Annotated in this window: 30 protein-coding genes and 2 pseudogenes; 13 read left to right on the top strand and 19 right to left on the bottom strand. The window is 33.8% G+C overall.

All coding sequences use genetic code 11. From position 1 onward, the window contains the following. Positions 1-38: 38 nt before the first annotated feature. The 4 genes from F0362_RS05225 to F0362_RS30455 form a co-directional block, all read right to left on the bottom strand. Positions 39-350: a YbjQ family protein gene (locus F0362_RS05225; RefSeq protein ID WP_000637510.1), complete on the bottom strand. Its 312-nt coding sequence runs from the start codon at positions 348-350 to the stop codon at positions 39-41. A 142-nt stretch (positions 351-492) separates the two neighbouring features. Then, positions 493-696 carry a DUF4028 family protein gene (locus F0362_RS05220; RefSeq protein ID WP_000635853.1) on the bottom strand — a complete coding sequence of 68 codons (204 nt, stop codon included), beginning with the start codon at positions 694-696 and terminating at the stop codon, positions 493-495. Positions 697-861: 165 nt separating this feature from the next. Then, entirely contained in the window at positions 862-1,392 is a 531-nt protein-coding gene (locus tag F0362_RS05215) for a general stress protein (protein WP_001100091.1), read from the bottom strand. 60 nt (positions 1,393-1,452) lie between these two features. Continuing rightward, positions 1,453-1,593: a hypothetical protein gene (locus tag F0362_RS30455; RefSeq protein ID WP_001004563.1), complete on the bottom strand. Its 141-nt coding sequence runs from the start codon at positions 1,591-1,593 to the stop codon at positions 1,453-1,455. A 236-nt stretch (positions 1,594-1,829) separates the two neighbouring features. On the opposite strand from F0362_RS30455, the gene F0362_RS05210 reads away from it, so the two are divergent. From F0362_RS05210 to F0362_RS05200, 3 genes are all read left to right on the top strand, one after another. Further along, positions 1,830-2,081, top strand: coding sequence for a hypothetical protein (locus F0362_RS05210; protein WP_000991353.1), 252 nt, complete (start codon positions 1,830-1,832; stop codon positions 2,079-2,081). 202 nt (positions 2,082-2,283) lie between these two features. Then, a complete protein-coding gene (locus tag F0362_RS05205) occupies positions 2,284-4,974 on the top strand; it encodes an ATP-binding protein (protein WP_001084949.1) in 2,691 nt (896 codons plus the stop codon). 16 nt (positions 4,975-4,990) lie between these two features. Further along, on the top strand, positions 4,991-5,848 hold the full coding sequence (locus tag F0362_RS05200) for a CheR family methyltransferase (protein ID WP_000429037.1): 858 nt from the start codon (positions 4,991-4,993) through the stop codon (positions 5,846-5,848). A gap of 39 nt (positions 5,849-5,887) precedes the next feature. Here F0362_RS05200 and F0362_RS05195 read toward each other — a convergent pair whose 3' ends face one another. The 5 genes from F0362_RS05195 to rsbV form a co-directional block, all read right to left on the bottom strand. Beyond that, positions 5,888-7,030, bottom strand: coding sequence for a fused response regulator/phosphatase (locus F0362_RS05195; protein ID WP_000025510.1), 1,143 nt, complete (start codon positions 7,028-7,030; stop codon positions 5,888-5,890). A 325-nt stretch (positions 7,031-7,355) separates the two neighbouring features. Then, complete coding sequence (locus tag F0362_RS05190) at positions 7,356-7,796, bottom strand: ferritin-like domain-containing protein (protein WP_000017755.1); 441 nt, start codon at positions 7,794-7,796, stop codon at positions 7,356-7,358. 69 nt (positions 7,797-7,865) lie between these two features. Next, positions 7,866-8,642, bottom strand: a complete 777-nt coding sequence (sigB, locus tag F0362_RS05185; protein ID WP_149889686.1) for an RNA polymerase sigma factor SigB — start codon at positions 8,640-8,642, stop codon at positions 7,866-7,868. Continuing rightward, entirely contained in the window at positions 8,605-9,087 is a 483-nt protein-coding gene (gene rsbW, locus F0362_RS05180; protein WP_000970214.1) for an anti-sigma B factor RsbW, read from the bottom strand. Before rsbW ends, sigB begins: the two co-directional genes overlap by 38 nt. 6 nt (positions 9,088-9,093) lie before the next feature. Further along, positions 9,094-9,432: an anti sigma b factor antagonist RsbV gene (gene rsbV / locus F0362_RS05175; protein ID WP_002038093.1), complete on the bottom strand. Its 339-nt coding sequence runs from the start codon at positions 9,430-9,432 to the stop codon at positions 9,094-9,096. A gap of 197 nt (positions 9,433-9,629) precedes the next feature. On the opposite strand from rsbV, the gene F0362_RS05170 reads away from it, so the two are divergent. Next, on the top strand, positions 9,630-9,830 hold the full coding sequence (locus F0362_RS05170) for a hypothetical protein (protein ID WP_000391008.1): 201 nt from the start codon (positions 9,630-9,632) through the stop codon (positions 9,828-9,830). A 180-nt stretch (positions 9,831-10,010) separates the two neighbouring features. Here F0362_RS05170 and F0362_RS05165 read toward each other — a convergent pair whose 3' ends face one another. The 3 genes and pseudogenes from F0362_RS05165 to F0362_RS05155 form a co-directional block, all read right to left on the bottom strand. Beyond that, the gene (locus tag F0362_RS05165; RefSeq protein ID WP_000522903.1) at positions 10,011-10,262 is read right to left on the bottom strand and encodes a GlsB/YeaQ/YmgE family stress response membrane protein; all 252 of its coding nucleotides are present in this window, start codon (positions 10,260-10,262) and stop codon (positions 10,011-10,013) included. Between the two features lie 75 nt (positions 10,263-10,337). Beyond that, positions 10,338-10,538: pseudogene (locus F0362_RS05160) on the bottom strand (CsbD family protein). Positions 10,539-10,588: 50 nt separating this feature from the next. After that, the gene (locus F0362_RS05155; protein WP_000448820.1) at positions 10,589-10,978 is read right to left on the bottom strand and encodes a YflT domain-containing protein; all 390 of its coding nucleotides are present in this window, start codon (positions 10,976-10,978) and stop codon (positions 10,589-10,591) included. A 213-nt stretch (positions 10,979-11,191) separates the two neighbouring features. On the opposite strand from F0362_RS05155, the gene F0362_RS05150 reads away from it, so the two are divergent. Both F0362_RS05150 and F0362_RS30815 read left to right on the top strand, forming a co-directional pair. Further along, positions 11,192-11,662, top strand: coding sequence for a hypothetical protein (locus F0362_RS05150; RefSeq protein ID WP_000720845.1), 471 nt, complete (start codon positions 11,192-11,194; stop codon positions 11,660-11,662). A gap of 71 nt (positions 11,663-11,733) precedes the next feature. Further along, positions 11,734-11,901 (top strand): annotated as a pseudogene (locus F0362_RS30815) (YolD-like family protein); the annotation flags it as partial. Between the two features lie 64 nt (positions 11,902-11,965). Here F0362_RS30815 and F0362_RS05140 read toward each other — a convergent pair. After that, positions 11,966-12,379 (bottom strand): BtaA family protein, encoded by a 414-nt coding sequence (locus F0362_RS05140; protein ID WP_000120218.1) that lies wholly within the window; start codon positions 12,377-12,379, stop codon positions 11,966-11,968. A gap of 428 nt (positions 12,380-12,807) precedes the next feature. Then, positions 12,808-15,192, bottom strand: coding sequence for an immune inhibitor A domain-containing protein (locus F0362_RS05135; RefSeq protein WP_000710824.1), 2,385 nt, complete (start codon positions 15,190-15,192; stop codon positions 12,808-12,810). Positions 15,193-15,705: 513 nt separating this feature from the next. Between F0362_RS05135 and F0362_RS05130 the strand changes: the two genes are divergently transcribed. Continuing rightward, positions 15,706-16,800, top strand: a complete 1,095-nt coding sequence (locus F0362_RS05130) for a response regulator aspartate phosphatase (RefSeq protein WP_000253567.1) — start codon at positions 15,706-15,708, stop codon at positions 16,798-16,800. After that, positions 16,800-16,958: a hypothetical protein gene (locus tag F0362_RS05125; protein WP_000732342.1), complete on the top strand. Its 159-nt coding sequence runs from the start codon at positions 16,800-16,802 to the stop codon at positions 16,956-16,958. The genes F0362_RS05130 and F0362_RS05125 overlap by 1 nt, the downstream gene beginning before the upstream one ends. A 360-nt stretch (positions 16,959-17,318) precedes the next feature. Here the strand turns inward: F0362_RS05125 and F0362_RS05120 are convergent, their stop codons facing one another. Together F0362_RS05120 and F0362_RS05115 are read right to left on the bottom strand one after the other, a co-directional pair. Further along, positions 17,319-18,692 (bottom strand): sensor histidine kinase, encoded by a 1,374-nt coding sequence (locus F0362_RS05120; RefSeq protein WP_000736484.1) that lies wholly within the window; start codon positions 18,690-18,692, stop codon positions 17,319-17,321. Further along, complete coding sequence (locus tag F0362_RS05115) at positions 18,689-19,363, bottom strand: response regulator transcription factor (RefSeq protein WP_001264540.1); 675 nt, start codon at positions 19,361-19,363, stop codon at positions 18,689-18,691. The genes F0362_RS05120 and F0362_RS05115 overlap by 4 nt, the downstream gene beginning before the upstream one ends. Positions 19,364-19,537: 174 nt before the next feature. On the opposite strand from F0362_RS05115, the gene F0362_RS05110 reads away from it, so the two are divergent. Together F0362_RS05110 and F0362_RS05105 are read left to right on the top strand one after the other, a co-directional pair. Further along, complete coding sequence (locus F0362_RS05110) at positions 19,538-20,008, top strand: hypothetical protein (protein ID WP_001246804.1); 471 nt, start codon at positions 19,538-19,540, stop codon at positions 20,006-20,008. Between the two features lie 20 nt (positions 20,009-20,028). Next, positions 20,029-20,352 carry a PepSY domain-containing protein gene (locus F0362_RS05105; RefSeq protein ID WP_149889685.1) on the top strand — a complete coding sequence of 108 codons (324 nt, stop codon included), beginning with the start codon at positions 20,029-20,031 and terminating at the stop codon, positions 20,350-20,352. Between the two features lie 100 nt (positions 20,353-20,452). Here the strand turns inward: F0362_RS05105 and F0362_RS05100 are convergent, their stop codons facing one another. After that, a complete protein-coding gene (locus F0362_RS05100; RefSeq protein WP_001200345.1) occupies positions 20,453-20,965 on the bottom strand; it encodes an RrF2 family transcriptional regulator in 513 nt (170 codons plus the stop codon). A 210-nt stretch (positions 20,966-21,175) separates the two neighbouring features. Here F0362_RS05100 and F0362_RS05095 point away from each other — a divergent pair, with 210 nt between their 5' ends. Continuing rightward, positions 21,176-21,817, top strand: a complete 642-nt coding sequence (locus tag F0362_RS05095) for an FMN-dependent NADH-azoreductase (protein WP_001044357.1) — start codon at positions 21,176-21,178, stop codon at positions 21,815-21,817. Between the two features lie 74 nt (positions 21,818-21,891). On the opposite strand, the gene dhaK is transcribed toward F0362_RS05095, so the two are convergent. Beyond that, positions 21,892-23,643 (bottom strand): dihydroxyacetone kinase subunit DhaK, encoded by a 1,752-nt coding sequence (dhaK, locus tag F0362_RS05090; RefSeq protein WP_000720708.1) that lies wholly within the window; start codon positions 23,641-23,643, stop codon positions 21,892-21,894. Positions 23,644-23,820: 177 nt separating this feature from the next. On the opposite strand from dhaK, the gene dhaS reads away from it, so the two are divergent. Next, positions 23,821-24,387 (top strand): dihydroxyacetone kinase transcriptional activator DhaS, encoded by a 567-nt coding sequence (dhaS, locus tag F0362_RS05080; protein ID WP_000204220.1) that lies wholly within the window; start codon positions 23,821-23,823, stop codon positions 24,385-24,387. Between the two features lie 19 nt (positions 24,388-24,406). Next, positions 24,407-25,405 carry a DhaKLM operon coactivator DhaQ gene (gene dhaQ / locus F0362_RS05075; RefSeq protein ID WP_000723340.1) on the top strand — a complete coding sequence of 333 codons (999 nt, stop codon included), beginning with the start codon at positions 24,407-24,409 and terminating at the stop codon, positions 25,403-25,405. A 111-nt stretch (positions 25,406-25,516) separates the two neighbouring features. On the opposite strand, the gene F0362_RS05070 is transcribed toward dhaQ, so the two are convergent. Then, positions 25,517-26,134 carry a VanZ family protein gene (locus F0362_RS05070; protein ID WP_000556718.1) on the bottom strand — a complete coding sequence of 206 codons (618 nt, stop codon included), beginning with the start codon at positions 26,132-26,134 and terminating at the stop codon, positions 25,517-25,519. Positions 26,135-26,286 lie beyond the last annotated feature (152 nt).

Raw genomic sequence — 26,286 nt, 5'->3', positions numbered from 1 at the left:
AGCATAAGCTTCGAGGGGGAGCCTGTTTTTTTATTTACTTATATACGTACAGCTGTACCACTTACAGCAACCATTAACATTCCATCACGAACTACTTCATAATCTACGTCAATACCAACAATAGCGTTCGCACCTTTTTGTTTTGCAAGTTCTTTCATTTCATCCATTGCGATATCACGAGCTTCTTTTAGCTTGCTTTCATAAGAACCAGCACGACCGCCGACAACATCACGAACAGAAGCGAATAAATCGCGGACAATATTTGCACCCATAATAGCTTCACCATTTACAATATCGATATACTCAATAATTTCTTTACCTTGAATTCCAGACGTTGTTGTTACAATCATGACTGACACTCTCCTAATAAGTTGTAGTTTTAATTAGCTTTCTTATGTCTTTATTATGGCATGGAACAAGCAACTAATCTATTGAATTACCTTACAGGAATGTGACAGTTTTGTAATAATAAAGCGCGCATTATGTTTAATTTTAATAAAGCGCTTTAATATTGGGATACATAAACGATTCTCTATTTTCTTTCCAATCCTTTTCTACTTCTTTAAAAGTTGGTCGCCCTAATTCTTTGTTATTTTCATGTTTACTAAACCATTTTTTCACATACTGGTCTCCATTTTTGTTTTGAACTGTACAAAGGAAACTATTACTGCTATCCTTTAATATTTTTACAATCACGAAAAGGCACCTCTTCCCTTTTAAATAACATGATAGAACTTGATCTTTTACTATAAGCCCTTCCTCTCTTATAGTCATACGACTCCTCGGCCGCGCCAAAGTTGTAAGATCAAAAACGATATTCACTATTTCCACATTTTTCATAATTGATATATGAAGTACATATTATTTAAAGAAATCAGAGTTATAGGCATTATGCTTATCAAATATTTTATAGATTTCTAACTTATCATCTAACTTTGCATCTACTAAAATTAATATATTTCCATCGTAAATATATTCTTCATACTTTTTAGCATGTTCTTCTGGAATTCCTAACCCTATAAATGCTCCTATTAAACTTCCAGCTCCTCCGCCAATACCGGCTCCTCCAATAGCTGCTGCGATCGGTCCTGCTGCTACAATTGGACCCATTCCAGAAACGGCAAGTACACCAAGACCTGTTAATAAACCACCGAGTCCGCCTGCTACACCTCCTGCTACAAGCCCTGTCGCTGAAAAGATATCTGCTTTATGTGCAGTTTCGCTATTCACTTTTTCACCCGACTTTTCTTCCAGATGTTCAATTTCCTTTTGATCTTTCGCAATAGCTGAAATGTTATCTGCTGAGTATCCTTTATCATTTAATTCATTAATAACGAGTGCCGCATCATCAATTGTTCTAAAAACACCTACTATTTTTCTATCTACATTCATAACTATTAACCTCCTAAATTTTTATATACATATACGCCCTTTTATTTTTATAATGCATCTTTATCCTTCTTCATTTCTGTATACACTAATCTTCTTATTAACATAACCATTTACGAAAAAAGCGAACAGTAACAGTATTACAAGCGAACTACTTAACAAGTAAATTAAATCAAACGTAATATCAATCATCATTTCATTCATGTATACCAGGCTCCTTTTTATTTAAAGTAAAAGTATATTTTGATAGACTAATCTACTAAACATAGACATCTTACAATTCATCTTCAGTCAATCTCTTTGTAGTATATGTATACCCTTCCTAACCTTTTCTAAACGTAAAAAACTATACTTATATTTTTTCTTATTTATATGTTTAACATTTTTTAAAACGGGTATGTTTATATTGTTATGCTTACTATATGGAAAGGAATATTGCAATGAACGCCATTCACTCTACTACTATTTCTTATAATGAAACGCCTACAATAACTCAGATTCATCATTTTTACGCTTTAATGACAACATTTCAAACGAACTTGTTTATAAGTAAACACGGAACACTTACTTCTATTAAAAACTTAAGCACATTAGTATCCTTTTTCCTTACGGTAAAAAAGAGAGAGCTTGTATTATTTATTTTTGAAGGAATAGATGCAAAAAGAGCTTTAAGAACACTCTTTCCTTCTTAGAATGTTTGTTATCCTCTATTCCCTCGTTTACTACCTTTCATATATATTTTTATTTCAAAATGATTTCCTCTATTAAAAAAGAACCCCCTAATACAATAGGGGGATTTCTAGTTTGGCCTTATGAAAACTGATATAATATATATTACGTTTTTCATTCTTTACAATAGGAAACTTTTAATACTCTTGAAGGTAGGAATTTTTAATGAACTCGAAAGCAAAATTTAGTATTCGCTACAAAATTATGGCTGGTTATTTAGTTATCATTTTGTTCTTACTTATCTCTTTCATTATGCTAAACAATGAGATTTCCAGTTTACAAAAATCTCGTAATTTTATTATTGATCACGATTTTAAAGTTCTTAATTTAACGAATCAAGTGGAGAAAGAATTGCTAACAATTGAAAATAAAGCGAAAGGGTTTATCATTTCTAATAACCCAAATTACGTGCAATCCCTTAACTCCGCGGAAAAAGATTACGAAAAACATTATCAAGATCTTTTTGCTCTATTAGAGGATAACCCCTCTCAGCAAGAAAAATTAAAACAGATTAACGAAAACATTACTAGTTGGATTAATAAAGAGATTCACCCACTCATTACAAATAATAATAGTAATAATGTACAAACAATCGACACGACTCAAATTCAGTCATTACAGTCGCAGCTAACTAACTTCCGGAGCACTGAGGAGCAACTAACGAAAAAAAGAGCTGCACAATTAGATATTGAAAATAATAAATTAGAGATTTGGTTATACAGTTTATTGTTCTTACTTTCTTGTATTTCCATTATCGTTTCACTCTATATTTCGAATTCCATTACAAAAACGATTAAAAATGTAATTCAAGCTATTAAATCCATTTCTTCTAAAGAAAAAATTACGGAAAGAATTCATGTAAATACACATGATGAAATAAAAGATCTTGCTCATACAACAAATCACCTACTAGATGAAATATCGAAAAGAGAGTGGTTACAAACTGAGCTTGCAGAATTAATTTTAATGTATCAAGGTGTATCTTCTATTGAGATGTTAGGTAAAAAAATTCTTAGTGGAATTATACAAAAAACGCAAACTTCTTGCGGTGCATTTTATGTACGTGAAGAATATGAAGAAACTGTCTACTATGTGAAAAAAGCTTCTTTCGCCGATCAAGGTGCTGATATTGGAAAACAATCTATTAAAATGGGTGAAGGTTTCATTGGACAGTCTGCCTTAGAAAAGAAAAGTTTTATTCTCAGTGACATACCCGAAGAGTTTCGTTATGTCACTAGCGGAGTATTAGAAATACGTCCTAAAAATCTACTAGTCATCCCTATCTTATTTGAGGATGAAGTAATTGCAGTAATGGAGTTAGTAAGTGTAACTGAGATTTCAGACTTACATCAAGATTTAATTCAACAAACTATTGATAATCTAGGTTTAACAATCCATAGCATTATAGGACGTATGCGAATTCAAACTCTTTTACATGAATCACAAGCAATGACAGAAGAGTTACAAGTTCAATCAGAAGAATTACAAACGCAAGCTGAAGAACTACAAATGCAAGCTGAAGAATTACGAACAACGAATGAACAATTAGAGTCTAGAACTGAAGAAGCTGAACAAAAGACAGCTGACTTACAAATTACCAAATCAGAATTAGAAGAAAAAGCAAGCGAGTTGTTACGCAGCTCAAAATACAAATCTGAGTTCCTAGCAAATATGTCACATGAATTACGCACACCGTTAAATAGTATTTTACTATTATCTGAAATGTTAAGAGAAAATCATGATAATCATTTATCGGATGATGAAATTGAACTAGCAACTGTCATTCATTCATCAGGGAAAGACTTACTTACTTTAATTAATGACATACTAGATTTATCTAAAGTAGAAGCAGGCAAACTAGACATCATTTTTGAAGCAACGAACATAAGTGACATGGCAGCCAATATGCATCAAAATTTTTTACATATCGCTGCACAAAAAAATGTCGAATTTACTATTGAAGACAGTGACACCATTCCTGACCTGTTTTATACAGATGCAAAACGGATTGAACAAATTATTAAAAACTTATTATCCAATGCATTTAAATTCACAGAAAAAGGATCTGTCTCTTTACATTTCGATTCGATAGAAACAAGCAATTTAAGTCATGATATGCAGTCTATAAGTAAAGATTGGATTATAATTTCAGTAAAAGATACTGGTATTGGTATCGCTAAAGAACAGCATCAACTTATTTTCGAAGCCTTTCAACAGGCAGATGGAGCAACAATTAGGAAATATGGTGGTACAGGCTTAGGGTTATCTATTTGTAAAGAGTTTGCTAGATTGTTAGGTGGTTGGATTACATTAGAGAGTAATGTAGGAGAAGGTAGTACTTTCACGGTATATATTCCTAACCTTCCAAATGGCTTAAATGAAATCCAAGTATCCAATTTAGAAGTCGCAGCAACGATAGAAGATGTTATTCCTGCTGAAGTTATTGAGGAAACTATCGTTACTACCGAAACAAATAACGTCTTCCAAGAGAAAACCATTTTAATTGTCGATGATGATCATCGAAATATATTTGCTTTACAAAATGCATTAAAAAAACAAAATGCCAACATTATTACTGCCCAAAACGGCATAGAGTGTTTAAAAATACTAAAAAGCAATACAAATATTGACCTTATTTTAATGGATATTATGATGCCGAATATGGACGGTTATGAAACGATGGAAAATATCCGAATGAATTTAGGGTTAAATGAAATACCTATTATCGCATTAACTGCTAAAGCAATGCCAAATGATAAGGAAAAATGTTTATCTGCTGGCGCTTCAGATTATATAAGTAAACCATTAAATCTACATCAACTCTATTCGGTAATGAGTGTATGGTTAATAAAATAAGTGAGGTTTAGTTGGAGTGGAAAATAAGTATTATAATTTTGATCCATCAGTAGATACGGATGAGCGCACGAACTTAGAAATTGAATTACTATTAGAAGCGGTATTTAAACTATCAGGATTTGATTTTCGCCAATATGCTCGCACATCTATTTATAGAAGGATTTGTAATCGAATGCAGCTCTCTAATATCCCAACCATTTCAAAATTAATTGAAAAAGTAATTCACGAGGAAGGGGTTTTAGAACAGTTATTAAATGACTTCTCGATTAATGTAACTGAGATGTTCCGTAACCCTGCCTTTTTTAAAGCGCTTAGAGAGCATGTAATTCCTGAATTAAAAAAGAATCCTGAAATTAGAATTTGGCATGCTGGATGCGCAACTGGTGAAGAAGTATTATCAATGTCCATCTTACTTCACGAAGAAGGATTAAGTGAAAAGTCGGTTATTTACGCAACAGATATGAATACAAATGTGTTAGAAAAAGCAAAACAAGCTATCCTCCCGTTAAATAAAATGCAAACTTATACGAAAAACTATTTACAAGCTGGCGGTACACAAGCATTTTCTAACTATTATTCAACAGATAATCGTTTTGCTTATTTTAATCCATCACTTTTACAAAACATTATTTTTGCACAGCATAATTTAGTAACTGATCAATCTTTTAACGAATTTCATATTATACTTTGTCGTAACGTTTTAATTTACTTTACAAGTAAACTTCAAAATCAAGTACAGCAACTATTTTATGAAAGTTTAGGCCACAATGGATTCCTATGTTTGGGGAATAAAGAAACTCTTCGTTTTTCAAATATAATGCCGCATTATACCCAATTTAATCCTAGTGAACAAATTTATCAAAAAATACAATAAAAAGCGTATGAAATCCTCTGTTTGGATTTCATACGCTTTTTATTTCGCATTCGTTTTTATCATAATGAGACACATATCATCTGATTGTGTTTTCTTCTGTTCTTCCTTATAAAACCCTTCTATCTCTTCTTCTAAATCCCCCCATTTTCTTTCTGTAAAAGCACGTAATTTCTCTTCAGACTCAAATTCATCATTTGCAATTGCTTCAAGAACACCATCTGTAAATAATAATATTTGAGCGTTCTTATTAAAAGGTATGACTGTCTTTTCTACCTTTATTTCATCAAAAAACCCTACTGCACAACTCCCGCGATTCAGTTCAACTACATTTGTTTCATCAACTAAAACATATCCAGCAGGATGTCCTGCATTCACATATTCAATCGTTCTATCTTCTGTATTAACAACTAAGTATATGGCCGTAAAATAATATGGAATATTATCATTGTCATTATGTAAAAGGGTCATATATTTATTTAATTCTTTAATGACGAGTTCTGGATCAATTAAACATTTAATTGTTTCGCGTAATACAGAAGAAATAAACATACAAACTAATGAAGCAGATATACCATGTCCCATCACATCTAATAATATAATACCGTAGCGATTTTCATCGATTTTGTACCAATAATACATATCTCCAGCTAGTTTGAATGACGGTAAGTAACTTGCTTCAATTTTTATATGATCTTCTCTTAATGGGCTACTTAATAAGTTTCTTTGTACTTGTGTAGCTAAATCTAGTTCATTCCGAAGATTTTCTTCTTGTTCTTTATGCCAATTTAATTCCGATTTCAAGCGTAATGCTACACGCATACGCGCTAATAGTTCAACTTTATTTATAGGTTTCGTAATATAATCCATTGCCCCCATATCAAGAGCTTCGGCTAATTTATTTGCATCCTCTAAAGCTGTAACAAAAATAATAGGGATATCTTTAAACTTCTCCTCTTTTTGTAATCGCCTACAAACTTCAAGTCCATCAATTTCAGGCATCATAATATCTAATAGTATTAAGTCAATTTCATTATGCCTGGAAGAATCTTTTCCAAACTGTATGTATTCGAAGAGCTCTTGTGCAGAATTGAGCGATACAAGATCATGATATCCGGCTTGTTTTAAAATTTTCTCAATTACAAATATGTTAACCGGATTATCATCAACAATTAAAATGGACACAAGTTATTTCCCCTTTTCTTATTTAAAATGTAAATCTATTATAATTTTCTATTTTTCTAGTATTACATACTCAGTTACAAAATGAAAATTTCGTACTCAAACATATTTATACAACAAAAGAACAAACCCCTAGAAATAGGAATTTGTTCTTTCACTCTATAAAGTGAAACTTTAATCAGTGGGGGTTTTCTTCATCCCCCACTGATTATTAGTTGAACCAATCGGACTTTTATGGGCAGTTAACCCCCCACCTAAATTCTTTGCTTTCGCTGCATTTTGAGGTGGGGGGTCTTACTGCCCATTAAAGTGGGGTAAATTTCCACTTTTAATTTAACACCATTGCTTTATCATTTAAAAGACGATCTAATTCTTCCATATGATTTGTTTCATCTGCAATCATATCTTCTAACTTTACAACTAACTCTGTCATATTTAATTTCGCTGCCTGTTCTTTTCTCGTTTCATAACGCTTAATTGTTTCATATTCTGATTGTCTAGCGGATTCTAACATTTCTCTAACATCTTCTACTTGTTTCACTGGTAAAGGGATCGTAGTGGGGGTACCACCTAGCGTCTTAATTTTCTCCGCTAAATATAGGGCATGTCCTTGTTCATCACTAATTTCAGATTCAAAGAAAGGTTTTAACACTTGTCTATATATACCAGAAACTGTAGCTGCATTATGGTTATACATAATAATTGCTGAGTATTCTCCTGCTAAATCTTCATTCAATCCTTCTATTAGTTCTTTCACATCGTGTGACATTTTCATATCTCCTCCTATACTTAATAAGTACCCCTTTCCTCATGTTTTAAACATAATTATTTAAAATTTTTATGTATCTAAAAATGCAGCTTGCTTCAATTTACTTATCGCTTGTCTTTTAATACGAGAAACGTGCATTTGCGAAATACCTAACCGTTCCCCTGTATCTTTTTGATTTAAATTTTCTCCAAATATATAATGAATAACACTCTTTTCTGTCTCATTTAATACGTTAAAAATATCCTCTAAAACGAGACGTCTTTCTGTCTGTTCATATCCTTGCTCTACTTCACCTACAGATTCAATTCTCGCTACCGAACTTCCATCAGATGAATTTTCAACTACATCATCTAAGGAAGATACTCGATAATTATTTTTCGCATCCATAATTTCTAGCACTTCCTCTTCGGATAGTCCTAAATGATCCGCAATCTCTATTATCTTCGGTGAACGTTGCAGGTGATCTGTTAACTCCTCTATCGCAAGTTTAATTTTCCCGCCTAAATCTTTAATTCGCCTTGGAACGTGAATGCCCCAAGTTTTATCACGTAAATACTTCTTTATTTCGCCTACTATTGTAGGTATTGCAAACGGCTCAAAAGCATTCCCTATCGAATAATCATACCTTCTTATTGCGCCTAAGAGCCCTAACATCCCTACTTGTATAATATCCTCATACATCGGCCCGCCTTTTGAATAGCGATATGCAATGGAATATACGAGATTTTTATAATGATCAACTAACCTTTCCTGCGCTTCATTACATTGGTTTTGTTGGAATTCTGCAATTAGCTTAATAACGTCTTCTTTAGTAAGAGTTGTAGGTTGAGATTGGATTTCCATCATTCTCCACCTGCTCTCTTTGTATATATTTTGTCATTAAAACTGTCATGCCCTCATCATGCATAATTTGTATATCATCCATTAACGTATTAATTAAATATAAACCTAAACCATTTTCCGGCAAATGTTCTACTGGTTTACTAATATCATACGGACCAACTTTCCTTTTTAAGTTATTAAAATCAAAGCTAACCCCATTATCCGCAACCATAATTTCTAATCGATCTTCATATAGGCCGAAGACAATTGTAATTTCTCCAACGTCTTCTTTATATGCATGTTGTACAATATTTGTACATGCTTCACTAATAGCAATTTTCATATCTTCTATATCGTCATAAGCAAAGCCCATTCGGTTCGCAACACCAGCCATTGTTAAACGAATAATAGCCACATATTCTGCCTTTGCAGGAATTTTCATTTCTATCTTTTCAAATTTCTCCATCATCCCTAGTCACCTTCTTTCTACTTTTTCAAAATCGGAATTCAAATTTAATATTTCTGTTAGTCCTGTAATATCAAATAATCTTTTTAGTCTTTTAGATACACCAATAAACTCTAGTTTGCCATCATTTTTCTTAACTGCTTTTAATAGAGCTATAAAAACACCTAAACCGGTACTATCCATATAATCTACGTTATGAAAATCTACTACAATATGAACTTCTTTTTCGCTTGCAATAGGCATCATCTTATTTTTTAAATCTGATGCCGTATATGCATCAATCTCACCATTAAGTTGTACCGTATAACCTACATCATTTTGCAAAATATTTATTGCCAAATTCATCATTTCCGCCCCCTTATCTCAAACCACTACTATGTTAATTACCCATAAAAATTAATTTTAAACATATTTTTTTATTTTCATTATAAATAAATTTTCTACACCTTTCTCGGCTTAACACTTAAAAAATACTACTAAATGTTTAAACCTTATAAATTTGTGTATGTATAATGTATAAACATTATTTTTAGGGGGATCTATCTATGGAAGAGCACAACTTTAAAAAGGGAGATTTCGTTCAATTTTCTTATCGACACGATCATGCTACAAAATTAGTTGGTTCCATTATTAACATACTGACGAATACAATTGTAGTTGATATAGGTAATAGTGAGGACTTATCTCATATAGAACCAAGGCAGGTCGTAAGGATAAATAATTGTGAAAAAGTAACGATGGTTTAATACATAATAAAAAGTGTAATTTCAATGAGCGGGGGCCTTCATCCCCCGCTCATTCCTATGCAGATTACATAAAAAAAGCATCCAAATTAGTTTAATTGGATGCTTTTTTATGTATATTTATCAGTTCATTCACTTTATAGTTATATATAATAAACTTAAGATTACTATTCATTATCATACTTACGCTTTCCGTAGCATTCTAGAGAAGAATGTAACGATTAAAATAAAGACGATTGCACCTAATAACGCTGGAAGAACAAAAATGCCTCCCCATTCAGGACCCCAATGACCAAATAACGCACTACCTACCCAAGATCCAATTAAACCAGCAATTACATTACCAACTATACCTAAAGGAAAGTCTTTCCCCGTAATCATTCCAGCTAACGCACCAATAAGTCCACCTACAATACACGTAATAATAAGTCCCACAATTAAACCTCCTATATTGTTTTTATATTTGATTTATCAAGCTTTGGTATGTAACCAAAGCTTGATAAACATGTATTATTCTTTATTATCCAATCCATCACTTATCTTTTGTTTAACTTTTCCGACTTTTTCTTTTATCGTTCCCTTCGTCTTCTCTCACTTCCCTTCATTTTTCAACTCTCTATCTTCTGTAACTTCACCAATCCCTTCTTTTACTTGTCCTTTTTTCTTTTCAACTTTACCCGTAATTTGTTCTTTTAGACCGCTCTCACTCATATTTCCAATCTCCTTTTCGTAATAGATTTATAGATGTAAAGGATACAAATTTAAAGAGAATACGTGCATCTTCTTTCTTGTAGCCATTCACCGACTCTTTCTAAATCCTTAACGAATAACAAGATTTTCCCTTCATCCAGCTTTTCTTCATAAAAGTTAGCTTCTTCCTCATTAAGTCCTAACTCTTGCATCTTATTTCTTAACTGATCTCCCGTTTTTTGAAAGACATTAATAATGCTTGTCCCAAGTCCTTCCTCTTTTATTCCAATCGTGTTCACGTCTGCATTATCTGCGATTCTATCTGTCCTCTCTTTCTCATGTGTTAACACGTAAATATCTTTTTGTTCTATTCCTTTCTTCACTAGATCATTTGCCGCATTCATGACCTCTTTCTCCGTAATAAATTCATATACAAAAGGTTTACTATACTTCGTTTCCATCTTTAACTTCCTCCTTTAAAATGAATTATTTGTTATATTATATGTAGTACACCTATTTTCGAAATGTTAAACATAAAATATGAAAAAAGTTATGTGAATTTTAATTTTAATAGAAAATGAACAACATCATTTACCACTTTAAAACATCTTCTCCTTACAATAACTACCTAAATTAACAGAAAATTGTTATAATTAAACATAAGGAGGGATACTATGAAAAAAATCATATCTATATGCGCTCTAACCGCTCTATCTTTCACTTTAATAGGTTGTACAAGCTCCTCGGCTACAGATAAAGCTTCACAAGTTAAGCAAGAACATACACAAAATACATTTCAATTAAATTCCGCTAATATTACAGACATTGAAATACTGAAAACAACAAATAATACTATTTCCAAATCTCAAACAGACAATGAAGAAATGATAAAACCTATCGTTTCGGCAGTTCAAAATGGAACCTCGAAAACAATTACATTAGATCAAAAAAAGAAACAATCGGCACATTCTACTATAACCGTTACATATAAAGATGACGCAAAAGAAGAGTTTCTTGTCTGGATCGATAATAAGGAGCAAATTACAATCGCTAAAGATGAGAAGAAAGGTAAAGTAGAAGCTGTGACATTAAACATGAAACACTCTAAAATGATGAAAGATTTCTTTAAAAATGATAAAACGTAAAAAGGATCTCCTTTAAGGAGATCCTTCTTCTCTTTATACAATTTGCTTTATACAAGCAAACGAAATACATACTATTGTTATGCTCCTTATCATTCGAAGAAGAAATATTAATTATATATTATGGAGACGGTTATTTACTCTTTAATTATATGACTATCGTTAATATTGATTTGCTAAATCGTGCTGTCCTATGTACCGATGATGACACTAAATTTTTTTATATAGTTGATGTTAAGTAAAGGAAGTAGCTTTACATCCTACTTCCTTTACTTAACCATTTCCATATTTAGACTTTTATAAAATCTATTTAAGGTCTAATTTTGCTAAATCATGTTGTAAAACATTATTTCCTTCTTGTGGATTAAATACGATTGCACTAAGACCAAAAACATTCGTAACAACATCTCTATCATTTGGATGAATTATTCTTACTTCGTAAGCAAAAAGTCCTGGAGGAAGAGCTGCCGAACGAAAAGTAACATATTGATTAGGTGCTAATGTTCGTGTAGAAGGATCTACTAATGGTAACAATACAGGAGAACCAGATGACCAATCAAACATTTCAACAGTTACTCTATGAGTATCATCTGGATCAACATTCATAGCATCAACAGTAAGAAATAAAGTAGCAGAATGTCTACGTAATACACCCGTTGATAACGTTTCATTGTAATTTTCACAACATTTTTTAGAAGAATAACCATAGCCATAACTCATATCAATTTCCCCCTTTCATTTACAATTAAGGACAAGCATTCCTTATAATATATAATGCTATTATTATTTTATTGAAAGGTATAATAGCGGAATTTCATCTATATTTTCTAATATTTAAGTTTACGTTTGTTCACTCGTATTGAAAATAAAGTGAAACTTTAATCAGTGGGGGTTTTGTTCATCCCCCACTGATTATTAGCCTTCACCAATCGGGCGTTTACAGGCAGCCCGACCCCCACCTAACTTCTTTGCTTCCGCTGAATTTTGAGGTGGGGGTCTTACTGCCCGGCAAATAGCGGGATAAATTTTATATCATTCTTTTCCATGAACTAGTTCCTAAAAGGTCCCTTTTCTACAATAAAAAAAAGAGCTGTCCATAAGTCGGTTTCACCAACTTATGAGACAGCTCCTCTTCACTTCACCTTATTTTATCGATGAATCCAAACTGCACCTGCAGACTTGTCTTCTGCTTGGCCTACTACTTCAAACTTTAATCCTAGTTTCGGCAACTTACGTCCTGCATCTGGAATCACGCTGTTGATATACTGCTTAGAATCATCAAATTTCGCAACACCTGGTAATCCTTTATAGTCAAAGATACCGCGAGTTGGCGAATCTACTCTCCATGCTGGTGTTTGATCGAATGAGAATGCAGCATCAGCAATTTGATAACGCGTACTGCTCTTCACAGTCGGTTGTCCATTTAATGTCCCTACGATTGCCTCTGGATGAGAATCTACTACTCCTAAGAATCCTTCACCTGGATGAACCCCTACCCAGTTATCTGTAAAGCTTTGATCCGCATACCATACAACCATTCCTGTATTAAATACTGGACCACGCGCATGTTGTAAAGCCGTGTCAGAACCAGCGTAATTTCTCCACTCTACATAGTAGTTATGTTTCTTCTGTTCAAATCCGTTAGACACCGTAAATCCTTTTAGTGTCATTGCTGGTTGGCCTTCTGCATCATCTGAGAAAACAACTTTTCCATTTACAGTTAATGCAGCATTATCTAATGCAAATCCTTTATAAGCTACTGCAATATCTGTTAAATACTCAAATTGCAGTTTTACTTTTTTCCCTTTGAATTGGCTTAAATCGTATGATTTATCAACCCACTTACCATCAGTTGTATCCACGCCGCCTTTTACATCTTTTTCGCCCATTCTATCAATGCGTGTCTTCGTTCCATCTTCTGCAATCGCATATACGTCAAGGAAATCATACTTCGCTTCCAGTTCGTAGAATGCCTTATAATCAAACTTAGCATCCGTTGCATTTGTTAAGTCAAATACTGGTGTCTCAAGTGTTGTATGAATGTCATTTCCTTTTGTGCTGTAGTAAAACTTCTTACCAAATGCCGATTCGATATTTTTAATATCTTTGTCCGGCAAGTTAACACGAACGATTCCTGGTCGTTTTGATTTTGTAACACTTTGATCTAAATATGTTGCAACACCGACTCCCGTGCGAAGTTTATCGTAATCTACCTCAACGATATTCGCCCAATTGCCCTTCATATTCTTTTGGAAAAACTCTTTATTTTGTGGTGAGAAACTTGTTGGCTCTGTTCCTGCAATTTTTCCAGCCCAGCTACCGCCACTCATAATAGACCAAGACTCAACAGGTTCACCTTGTCCTGAGTACTTCGTATCGTACTCATCTGGTAAGCCTAAATCATGACCATACTCATGCGCAAACACACCAACCGCTCCATCTTCAGGCTCGATTGTATAATCGTATGCAGCCATCTTTCCGCCCCAATTTGAAACAGAAGATTTTGTGCCATCAATCGCATATGGTTTTGACCCAAGTTTTGAACGATGAGACCAAATTGCATCATCTTTCAATTTACCGCCACCAGCTTCTTGACCAACACCAGCATGTACAACCATTAAATGATCAATAATGCCATCTGGCTCGTTTTTATTTCCATCACCATCTTGATCGTATTGATCAAATTGGTCATAATCTGCTAAATTGATCCCTTTTGCTACCGCTGCTTTTAATGCTTCTTTCACAAAATCACGTGGCCCTAAAGGACCTTTGTTATCATGACCAGTTCCAGCATCCGCACCATAATCTGAAGCTTTTCCTGGAACAGTAAGCCATTCCGTTACAGTTCCATCAACTGTGTAGCTACCACCAGATTGTTCTTCATAATATTGTTTAAATGTGTTAATCTTCGATCCATCAAATAACGTAAACGGTTCATCACCAAATAACATTTTTTGATAATGTTCACGATTGAAGTCCTTAGAATACATGTATCCTGGCTCTTGATCAATATTGTTATGCTTAAAATCGCTAAATTCTACGAGTAAAACAAGTACTTTATCTTTTCGGACAGCTCCATTGTACTCAGCTTGCTTCGCTGATGTAGTAGGTACTTTTCCATTTAATTTCCCTGGATTTAATCCTGCACCTTGTCCAGCTACTGGTCCTACTTCTGGCTGCTGCGCCTGTTCATTTTCCTTCATTTTTGAATCTTTTACTTTTTTCATAAAATCAGAAGCTTCTTGCGTAAGACTATCTCCTGTCAAGACTTCTTTCCCAGGGTTTTCCCCTTTCTTTTTCTCAACATATTTTTCGACAGCCTTTGACGTCTCCGCTTGTGATGCAGATTGATCAATTACGCCCCGTTGTTTTAGCGCTTCTGCCAAACGCTCCTCCGGTATTAAATGCTCATCTATCGGTAGAGATGATGGCGTATCAGCATACGCTGCATGACTTCCAAAAGCAAAACTACTACTTAGTACTGCCGCTGTTGCTAAAACTGATAATGGTTTTAACTTCTTATCCTTTTTCAATGCATTTCCTCCCCAGTGTCTGCAAATTATCGTTTTTTTGTCGATAACAACATAATATTCGTTATAATACGAATATTCAATCTTTTTCAACGGACAAAATGTTGAGAAATATTTTTTGTGCAGGATGAAATACGTAAGATAGCAAAATACAAAGGTTCTGCTTATTTATGTTTTTTAAGTTTTGCATATAACCATAAAGTGGGATCACTTGTTCTTTCAAATTGATAGCGATGGAGTAAAATGCTTATTTACAATACTAAGGAAATACAACATACAAACAGGCTGTTATTTGTTTTAAGTACAATAGTCATACTTGCTCGATGCACTTATTTTTTGGCAATAAATAAATGATCACCATCTAAGGAATCTTATTTATATTCTAATTACCTTTTAAATTATCAGAAAATTATTGAAAAAGTTTTTTCTTGCTATCTATCACTCTAACACACTTAATTTCTTGCTAGTATATACATATCAATATACAAATAAATATAGTAGAACGCGAGGAGAATTATGGTAAGTCATCTAAAACCAAAAGATATAATCACACAACTTTTAAATAATTGGTATCAAGAGATACGTGCCCAGCACCTAAAAGAAGCAAAACATTTAAAAACAGAGATTGATACACACATAAAAAGTATTAATGAAGATCCAAATTTACTATTCCATTACTCACTTCTTACTTTTCGCTTTAAAGTTTTGCTCGATCATTTAAGCATCACACCCACAAGCTTCCAGGCAATTGATTCACTGGATATACCAAAAAATGAATCGTTGTCTTATTATTATCACTTTTTCAAAGGGATTCATGCCACACTAATTTCCAACAACAATGAAGCCTGGGAATACTACGAAAAAGCCGAAACACTATTACAACATATTCATGACGATCTTGAAATAGCCGAGTTTAGCTATCGTTTTGCTAACTTCTATCTTCATACCTATCAACCTCTATTAGGAATTCAACATGTGACTAAAGCTAAAGAAATCTTCTCTAAACATAATGGCTATGAAAATAATGTTGCCGCTTGTGAGAACTTATACGGTTTAGCATGTATTAATATAAAACAATTCCCTGTAGCAGAAGAAAAATTTAATTCTGCAATAGATATTTTACGTAAAAATAATGAGGATTCCCTAATATTAAGAGTCCGCAATAATTTAGGTTTTTTATATAGTAGCCAAAACTTATCCGCTTTAGCAATTCGACACTTATCAGAAGTAACAACTAAAACTCCAGAGCATTTTAGGGCCATTTTTCTTAAAGCTAGAGAACATTTAAAGATTGGGGAACTTGAACAGTCGGCCGAGTTAATCGAACGAGGATTAGCAATTTGTGAGAAGCTAGACAATAAAGAATACCTATATCATTTCAAACTTTTAGATTGTATAAATAAAGGTGTTTCGGCTGCTATTCTCGAAGAATTATCTTTGGAAGCTATCTCATTTTTCGACACACAACAACTCTATACTTACACACAAGAATACACTGAAAAATTAGCAATCAAGTTTTACGAAGAAAGCGACACTGTAAAAGCTAGTAAATACTTTTATATTAGTCATCAAGCTAAAGAAAAAACTTTTGAAAAAGGAGCGTTAAAATAATGAAAAAACTTTTTGGAACGATTTTAGGTTTATCACTTTCAGTTGCATTATCTATTGGATTAGCATTCCCTTCACAATCAGATTCTAAGAAACAAGTTGATTCGGCTAAATCTAGTACAATTATGTACATGCAATCAAGCCACGGTGACTCCTGGTAATACAAAGAGTTTTTTATCTGTTACCATCATTAATTAGGAAAAGGGCACTCCCTCAATGGAGTGCCCTTTTCCTAATTAATAGACAACATATAGCAGACTACTTATTAACTTCAGCCCATTTAACCTTGAACTCCGCACCGAAATCATTTGCGCAACACGTTCGAAAATATAAATCTATGATGTTAGAAACAGACTAATCATCTGTTCTTGTTGTTTCAATTTCATACTAAAAAGGAATGTATTGTATCATGTTGAAAACATAATTTATAACTAAATCGATTTACTTTCATTTACTTTTAAATAAAGATTAAAGAGAGCTTTTAAATCCATCTTTATTCTAAAGCTACAAACGAGCATACATTATGCTCGTTTTTCAATTGGTAGTTTAAATGTAAAAGTACTGCCTTCCCCTAATTTACTTTCAACGGTAATTTCTCCTCCATGTAGTTCGACAATCCATTTTACCATCGACAATCCTAAACCTGTGTTTCCCATGTTTGAAGATGTTCGTGCTGCATCAACTCGATAGAAGCGTTCCCATATTTTCGTAATATGTTGCTCGCTGATGCCTATGCCATTATCGGAGACTTTACCTATTATGTTCGTTCCATCACGGCATAGTTGTATATTCACACTACCATTCTCTTTACCATAAGCAATCGCATTCGTTAATAAATTCATTAATAAACGCATCATCAATGTTTGATCTGCTTTAATAAACAGGTCTTCCTCTATATTTGTTGTTATATCAATCGAGGCTTCTTGAACCATTAATGAAAGCTCTTCTACAACGATTTCCGTTAATTCACTCATATTGATACATTCAAATTGAAAAGTATCATGCTTTCCTTGATCAACTCGTGCTAATAATAAAAGTTGCGAGATTAACGAGGACATTTTACGTGATTGCCTTAAAATTACTTCTAAAGATTCTTCCATTTCTTTCGGATTATTCCTCTGCGATAAGGCGTATTCGCATTGCGAAATAATCACAGATGTTGGCGTTCTTAATTCATGAGATGCATCAGATGTAAATTGTTTTTCACTTTCAAATGATTTCTCCAATCGCTCAAACATGTTGTCAAAGGTTTGTGCTAAATGATAAATTTCGTCTTTCGATGAACCTTGTAAATTAATCCTCTTCGAAAGGTCTTTACCATCACCAATTTCACTAGCTGAATCACTCATTTGTTTCACAGGTCGAAACGCTCTTTGCGTAATAAAATATCCTCCCACTGCCGCAATGAGAATAAGTAATGGGAAAGAGATGAGTGTTACCACGATAAGCGTATTCATCGTTGATGATAATTGGTTCATCGTCATTATTCCACGAACCCAGACTTGCTCATCGCCGCCTACGTTATGGAGAAAATCATATACGATCCATTCTTTATTACCATTTTTAATGGTTTGTATTTCATCGGATTTAAGCGATATCTTTTTATTAAAGCTTGTTGGACTATTTCCTGCCAGTAGCTCACCTTGCTTACTATAAATGAGGAGATTTACTCCATCTTCTAAAGTTTCAAACTCATCGTCAATCTTTAACTGCCCATGCTTATATTTGATATCTTCCATGCTTTCTTTTACTGTGCTCTTTAATTGATTTTTCATATTAAAAAGCACAACTTTATCTGAAGAAGCTAAAATAAAAGCTAACACGAGTGCCATAATAATTACAATTAACCCCGTATACCAAAGGGTTACTCTCATTTTTATTGATAGTTTTTTCATGACTCTACTCGCAATACGTAACCAGTGCCTCGTACTGTATGAATTAACTTCGTTTCAAACTGGCTATCAATTTTTTTACGAAGGTATCGGACGTAAACATCAATAATATTTGAGCCACCTTCATAGTCGTAATTCCACACATGTTGCTCAATTTTATCTCGTGTCAACACAACTTCTTTATTACGAATCATATATTCTAAAATAGCAAATTCTTTACTGGAAAGATTAATAACCTGCTCTCCCCTTGTTACTTTATGCATATTGCAATCCACCACTAGATCAGCAATTTCAAACACATTAGAGGTATTCCCTGTTTTTCTTCGCATCAACACTCGAATTCTTGCTAATAGTTCATCAAAAGCAAATGGCTTTACTAAATAATCATCCGCACCTAAGTCGAGTCCTTTTACGCGATCATCAATTGTATCTTTAGCTGTAAGAAGCAAGACAGGAGTTGTATTATTGTCTGCGCGTAATCTTTGTAACACTTGTAACCCATCTATTCGGGGAATCATAATATCAAGCACAATCAAGTCATAAGTAGCCATGCTTATATAATCCAAGGCATCTGCTCCATTCCCACATCCATCGACACTATAATATTCTGCATTTAATCGTTTTACTAATATATTTTGTAAGTCTTGTTCATCTTCGACAATAAGAACTCGCATTAGCATCCTCCTTTTTTCTTATTATATATATCACTATAGTTCCAAAACATTAAAGAAAGATTAGAAACGATTTAATTATATCATTTTATTTTTTGGCACATTAATCTTCCTTTAATGTTTGTTCAGTAATATAAAGGCAAGGATAAGGTGCTCAATTAAAGGGAGGAAAACATAATGAGAAACTGGATAATAATTGGAGCAATGTCTTGTTTATTCTTAACAGCTTGTTCTACTCAATCTGATAACAATACAGAAGTACAACAACTGAAAGCGGAAAATGATAAATTACAAAAAGAAGTTGCTCAACTACAAAAAGAACCAAACAAAACAGAGCCTGCTACGAATGATACGAAGCAAATACAAGATTTCAAAAATGAAGTCTCATCTATTATAGAAAAGGCACATAACACAAAACCAGTTGGAGCAAAAGAAGAGGACTTAAATACGTACTTAGCAGCAAAAAAAGAAATTGACCAATTAGATGACAAAATAGATTTATCTGATAATCAGCTAGAAGCAGATTATCGCGCTGGAACGATAACTGTTGAACAATATCAAACACAAGAAAGAGAACAAGATATACTGGAAGATCAATTAGAGCAAGCAGAAAATGCACTTGAAGCAAGATTTGGAATAGATGATTAATCATTAAGGAGTGAATGAAAATGTTAAAACATAAAAAGAAAATAATGATAAGTGTAATTGCTACTTTAGTAATTGGTATTGCTATTGTTGGTGGATATTTTGGTATGGGTTACAATTATGCAAAAAAGAATGACCACTACACAGAAAAACAAGTTCGTGAAATTGCTTTAGCACAAACAAATGGAGAAATTATTCATGTGAAAAAAGAATTTGAATTAGAAGATGACAACTTAACACAATCTCAATTCGAATATGAAGTGGAAATCAAGACACCTGATAATCTATTGAATGTTTTAAAAGTTAGCGCTAGAACAGGCACAATAGAAATCGATCACGAAGATTAAAAAATATAATTAAGCAACGTGAATTCCATATTTTTAGGAACTCACATGATGGCATTCATGTTAAAAAACAAAAAAACTCTAACTAATTCGTCATGGCGATTTAGTTAGAGTTTTTTTGTTTGAAGTATTCACGAGTATCTACCCTTATCTTTTCAGGTAAAACAATATCAAGTTCTTTATCTAACCATGCAAGAGTCTTTTTACGAAGAAACTCACGCATGTGTTCTTCTGCTTCAAGCATTACTAAGTTAATTGTACAAGAAGAATTGCTAGGTTCACAAGAATTGCAAGCCTCGGCCTCGTCTCGATATAGTAGACCATTCTGTACAATATTTTTACATTGAAAAATAGGTTTTGGACCTTCGACAGCTTCTATTACATCCCAAAAAGAAACATCTTCTGGAGACTTAGCTAACCTATACCCGCCCTTTACACCTGGGACAGAATTTACAATGCCAGCTTTAGATAATTTACCGAAAACTTTTGAAAGAAATGTTTCAGAAAGCCCTTGGAACTCTGCCAAATCTTTTATTCCGACACTTTCCTTGGAAGGAGTGTTAATTAAATAAACTAGGCAATGCAAGGCATATTCAACCCCAACACTATACTGCATATACAAATCACCTGCTTTTTATTTTAAGGGTTATCAAATTGTATCTTAGGACCATTTAGAATTTTAGTCAAATAAAAAAAGGCTCTTTTCGAATAGTATGTATTTCGTTTGACAAAAATAATTTCAGAGCTTATATTAAAGACAAAATTAATCGACGATTAACTTTGTCGACAATTAAAACGTAAAAACTTTTAAAAAGGGGAAATACAAATGAACAAAACACTTATCATAAACGCACATCCAAAAGTGGATGATACATCATCAGTCAGCATTAAAGTTCTTAACCACTTTTTAGTATCTTATAAAGAATTAATTCCTAATAATGAACCGATTGAACAAATTAATTTATACGATGATATAGTACCAATGATAGATAAAACTGTTTTAAGTGCATGGGAAAAGCAAGGAAATGGACAAAAGTTAACTGATGAAGAACAAAAAGTAACAGAGCGTATGTCCGAAATTTTACAACAATTTAAAAGTGCAAATACGTATGTTATCGTATTACCTTTGCACAATTTTAATATTCCATCAAAGTTAAAAGATTACATGGACAATATCATGATTGCACGTGAAACATTTAAATATACTGAAACTGGATCAGTGGGACTACTTAAAGATGGAAGAAGAATGCTTGTTATACAAGCAAGTGGAGGAATCTATACAAATGATGATTGGTATACAGAAGTGGAATACTCTCATAAATATTTAAAAGCAATGTTTAATTTCTTTGGTATTGAAGATTATCAAATCGTTCGTGCACAAGGAACAGCAGTACTAGATCCAAATGAAGTATTACAAAATGCGTATAAAGAAGTTGAAGAAGCAGCTTCTAGATTGGCTAACAAATAAAATTTTTCACTGGAAGAATGATGATTATAAATAAAGATCCCCTCCACCTTAAGGCAGAGGGGATCTTCTAATTCCTATTTCAAACTACCCGCAATCTCCGTAAAGATAACTCCAAGCGCATGTGCACCTGCATCTGGATAGCCTAAACTTCTTTCACCAACTGTACCGGCGCGGCCCATGCGAGCTACGATTTCTTTCGTGTACTCTGCTCCTTTAACGGCTGCTTCTGCACCTTTTTCAAAGGCAGTTTTCATGTCTACTTCGTTTGAAGCGCTAGCTAACCAAGAATCCACACATGGAGCAAGTGCATCAACAAGTGTTTTATCACCAACTACTGCACCTCTACCGAACGATCTTTCACCGATAGATTGTATGCCTTGCAGTGCTGCTTGCAACATTTCAGCAAATTCTTTCACTGTTAACTCACGCTTCTCGCCTGCTGCTTTACTAGCTGCGCGGAATGCACCGCCCCAAATTGGACCAGATGCGCCGCCGCAATGTTCCATAATAATCATGGAACAACCGTCAAGGAATGATCCGATCGTTACATTTTCTTGTTCTACAATAGAATGCCACTCACGTTTTAATTGCTTAAATCCTTTCGCAACACTCATTCCGAAGTCGCCGTCACCTGCATGTGTATCTAACTCACAGAACGGTACTTCATTTTTAATAATAATGTCGCTCATTTTATCAACGAGATAAATCATGTTGTTTAATGTAATGATATTATCTTTAATCACAGCGTGCTCTTCCGCTGTTTCTATTTCAAATGAAACTTCTTTCTCTTCTGCCTCTTCAAGTACATTCACGTACTCTACACTTTCAACTGGTCCATCTACTTTGAACGCTGGTGTATTACATTCTTTCGATAGTAATGTTTTTAGCTCATCATCTAACTTCATCACTGTTAAAGACATACCAGCCATATCAATACTCGTCATATAGTTACCGACGAATACTCTATTAATTTTAATGTTTCTAGCAGCTAATTCTCTCGTAACTGCGTTATTAAATAAGTATAGTTCTTGCAGTGGTGTACCACCAAAACCATTTACTAGAAGCGCAATTTCCTCGCCATCTTTTACTCCTAAATCTTTTATTAAATCATTTGTCATACGGTTAGCTAACTCATCAGCTGACATCGTTTTTTCACGCTTAATTCCTGGTTCGCCGTGAATACCAACGCCGTATTCCATTTCATCTTCCGCAAGTGTGAAAGTAGGTGATCCGCTCGCTGGAACTGTACAAGAAGTTAACGCTAAACCGATTGTACGCACGTTAGCCGCTGCTTTTTCCGCTACGGCTTTCACCGCGCCTAAATCCATACCTGCTTCCGCTGCTGCGCCGGCAATTTTATGAACGAGAATAACGCCCGCAACGCCGCGACGTCCTACTGTGTATAGACTATCTTCTACCGCAATATCATCGTCAACTTTTACGTAATCGACTTCAATTCCATCTTCCTTCGCTAAATGCGCACCGTTTTTGAAATTCATAATATCGCCGCTGTAGTTTTTAATAATTAATAACGTACCTTTTTTACTAGCTGTCTCTTTAATTGCTTGATATACCTGAATTTGCGAAGGAGAAGCAAACACATCTCCGCACACTGCCGCATCTAACATTCCTTTTCCGACTAGTCCTGCATGTGCTGGCTCATGACCACTACCGCCGCCACTAATTAACGTTACTTTGTTTTCGTTCATTTCTTTCTTCTTAATTACTTTATATTTTTTCAAAAGCTCAAGCTCTGGGTGAGCCATAACCATCCCGTTACACATTTCCATAACTAATGTTTCTGGTTTGTTTATAATCTTTTTCATTGTGATTCTCCCTCAATTCCTTTAATATATTGTGATATATTTGAAATCTTCTTCTTACTAACCATGTTAAAATGAAAGCGTTTTATAGTAAACGGACAAAATGGACAATCTGTCTAAAGACACCGCTCTCATTTATAGATAGGATTTTTATATTACTACATTCTAGGGATGATTCAGATGACCTCTTCTATAATTTCTAAAAAGATAATCGCGAACTCATTGAAATATTTAATGGAAACAGAGTCGTTTCATAAAATATCAGTAAGCGATATTATGTTACACTGTCAAATGCGTAGGCAAACTTTTTATTATCATTTTAAAGATAAATTTGAACTATTAAGCTGGATTTATAGAGAAGAAACGAAAGAAAACATTATCGACTTTCTCGACTATGAAACGTGGGAAAACATTTTCGATTTATTATTTGATTACTTTTATGAAAATCAAAAATTTTACCGAAATGCTTTTAAAGTCATTGAACAAAACTCGTTTAATCACTATTTATTTGAGCATACGAAAAACTTATATATGAAGATTATTGATGAACTATCCGTGAGCTGTGGATTCAGCCTTTCTGACGAGACAAAAAATACTATTGCCTCCTTTTATAGTCACGGCTTCGTTGGAACGATAAAAGATTGGATTGAAAGCAAATGCGAAGTAGATCCTTCCATTATGTCTTCTCTCATGAAAAATATGATCAACAATCAATTACTACTATTACTGGAGCAATCAGCAAAGTAATTAAAGGGTGGCAAAAGCAATGAAAAAGATTATGAATGATGTACAACATATCGTTCAAGATATGCTGCATGGCTTTTATTTTGAACATAACGACAAAGTAAATTACGACGAAACAAACAACATCATTTATGTAAAAGATATCGACAAACTGAAGCAAGACGTCGCTATTATAAGCGGTGGTGGTAGCGGACATGAACCTGCTGATATTGGTTATGTAGGAAAAGGAATGCTTACAGCGGCAGTAAATGGCAGTATTTTCACTCCGCCTACAGTAGAACAAATTGTCGCAGCTACTCACCTTATACCAAAGGATAAAAGTATTTTATTCATCATTAAAAACTTTAAAGATGATGTTGAGAATTTTCTAGCGGCGAAGCAAATTGCCAAAGAAGAAGGAAGACAAATTGACCACATCATCGTAAATGACGACGTTTCAATTGAAGATGATGCTTCTTTTAATAAAAGAAGACGCGGCGTCGCTGGCACTGTTTTCGTTCAAAAAATACTTGGTGCGGCCGCTGAGAGTGGACATTCTTTAGAAGAACTAACAACAATCGGGCAAGCTGTCATCAAAAACTTACACACATTAGGAGTTGCCCTTTCCCCTGCCAACAATCCAGTAAAAGGAAAAGCTTCATTCACATTAAACGAAGATGAAGTGTTTTACGGCGTCGGCATCCATGGTGAAAAAGGTTACCGTAAAGAAGCACTATCCTCTTCTGAAATATTAGCAATCGAACTAATGAACAAACTAAAAAGCATTTACCGCTGGAGAAAAGGTGACAACTTCGCCATCCTCGTTAATGGACTCGGCACAACTCCGCTAATGGAACAATACATTTTCGCAAATGATATTCGCCGTTTATGTGAGCTGGAGAAATTACAAGTGAAGTTCGTAAAAGTCGGTACACTGCTAACTTCTTTAGATATGAAGGGTGTTTCGCTCAGTTTGCTTAAGATAGAGGATTTGGATTGGGTGAAGTGGCTGAATGCGGATGTTGGAGTGGGTAATTGGTAACTAAAATTATGATGATAAAAGCCTTTAGCTATAGCCAGTTAAAGGCTTTTTTTACAAATTGAAATATCGCACGAGCGTTAAAAATAAATTCGTAATCATCTCATTGGAAGATTACAGGTCTCCAGGATAATAAATTAACATCACACCTACAAGTGAGAAAACCAAATAAAAAACAGCTTCGTATTGTATAACTAGAGAAGTGTTAGTATCAAGCTTTTTCCCCTCTCTTTTATCTATCAGTTTAAATAAAACTCTATATAATACATACCCAATAATCGCCCCGAGAGTATTCGTAAATACATCATCAATATCTGTAATTCTACTATTTAGTAATTGACTTAACTCAATTGCAAGTGAAAAAAAGAATCCCGCATATATAGTATTTTTCATTTTTCTAAACTGCGGCCAAATAGTCGGTAATAAAAAACCTAACGGCATAAACAGTACAATGTTCAAAAGGTATGCAGTACTACCTGCAGTATCAAATAAAGTCAAGTTAATTTGACTTACACGAATCCACGTTTCATTTCTACTTATATCCCATACAGTCGCGATCTGCGTCACCCCATACACTAGCGAAAGGTAAAACAGAAAAACATACACCCATAGAAAATGCCAAATAGATATAGTTCTTTTCGTTTTAAAATAAAATCCAATTTGAAATACAATACAAAAAATAATAGTAAAGAAATAAGTATACAAATAACTCATCAAAACTTCTGTATGCATGCAGAATCCCCTAACTTTACATTTTCATCTATGACTTTGTCGTTTTTAGTCTCCTTCATGATGTAACTCATTTATAGGATAGGAAAAACTTCTAAAATAAAAAGTGGGGGAAACATAAAATTTTTCTTAAATCTTTAGTTGGGTTTTATTAT

Origin of the sequence: Bacillus sp. BS98, from assembly GCF_008432245.1 — a bacterium.
In the GTDB taxonomy this organism is placed as follows: domain Bacteria; phylum Bacillota; class Bacilli; order Bacillales; family Bacillaceae_G; genus Bacillus_A; species Bacillus_A toyonensis.
The sequence above is the reverse complement of the archived record's forward strand: the minus strand, read 5'-3'. Positions and strand labels throughout refer to the sequence as shown.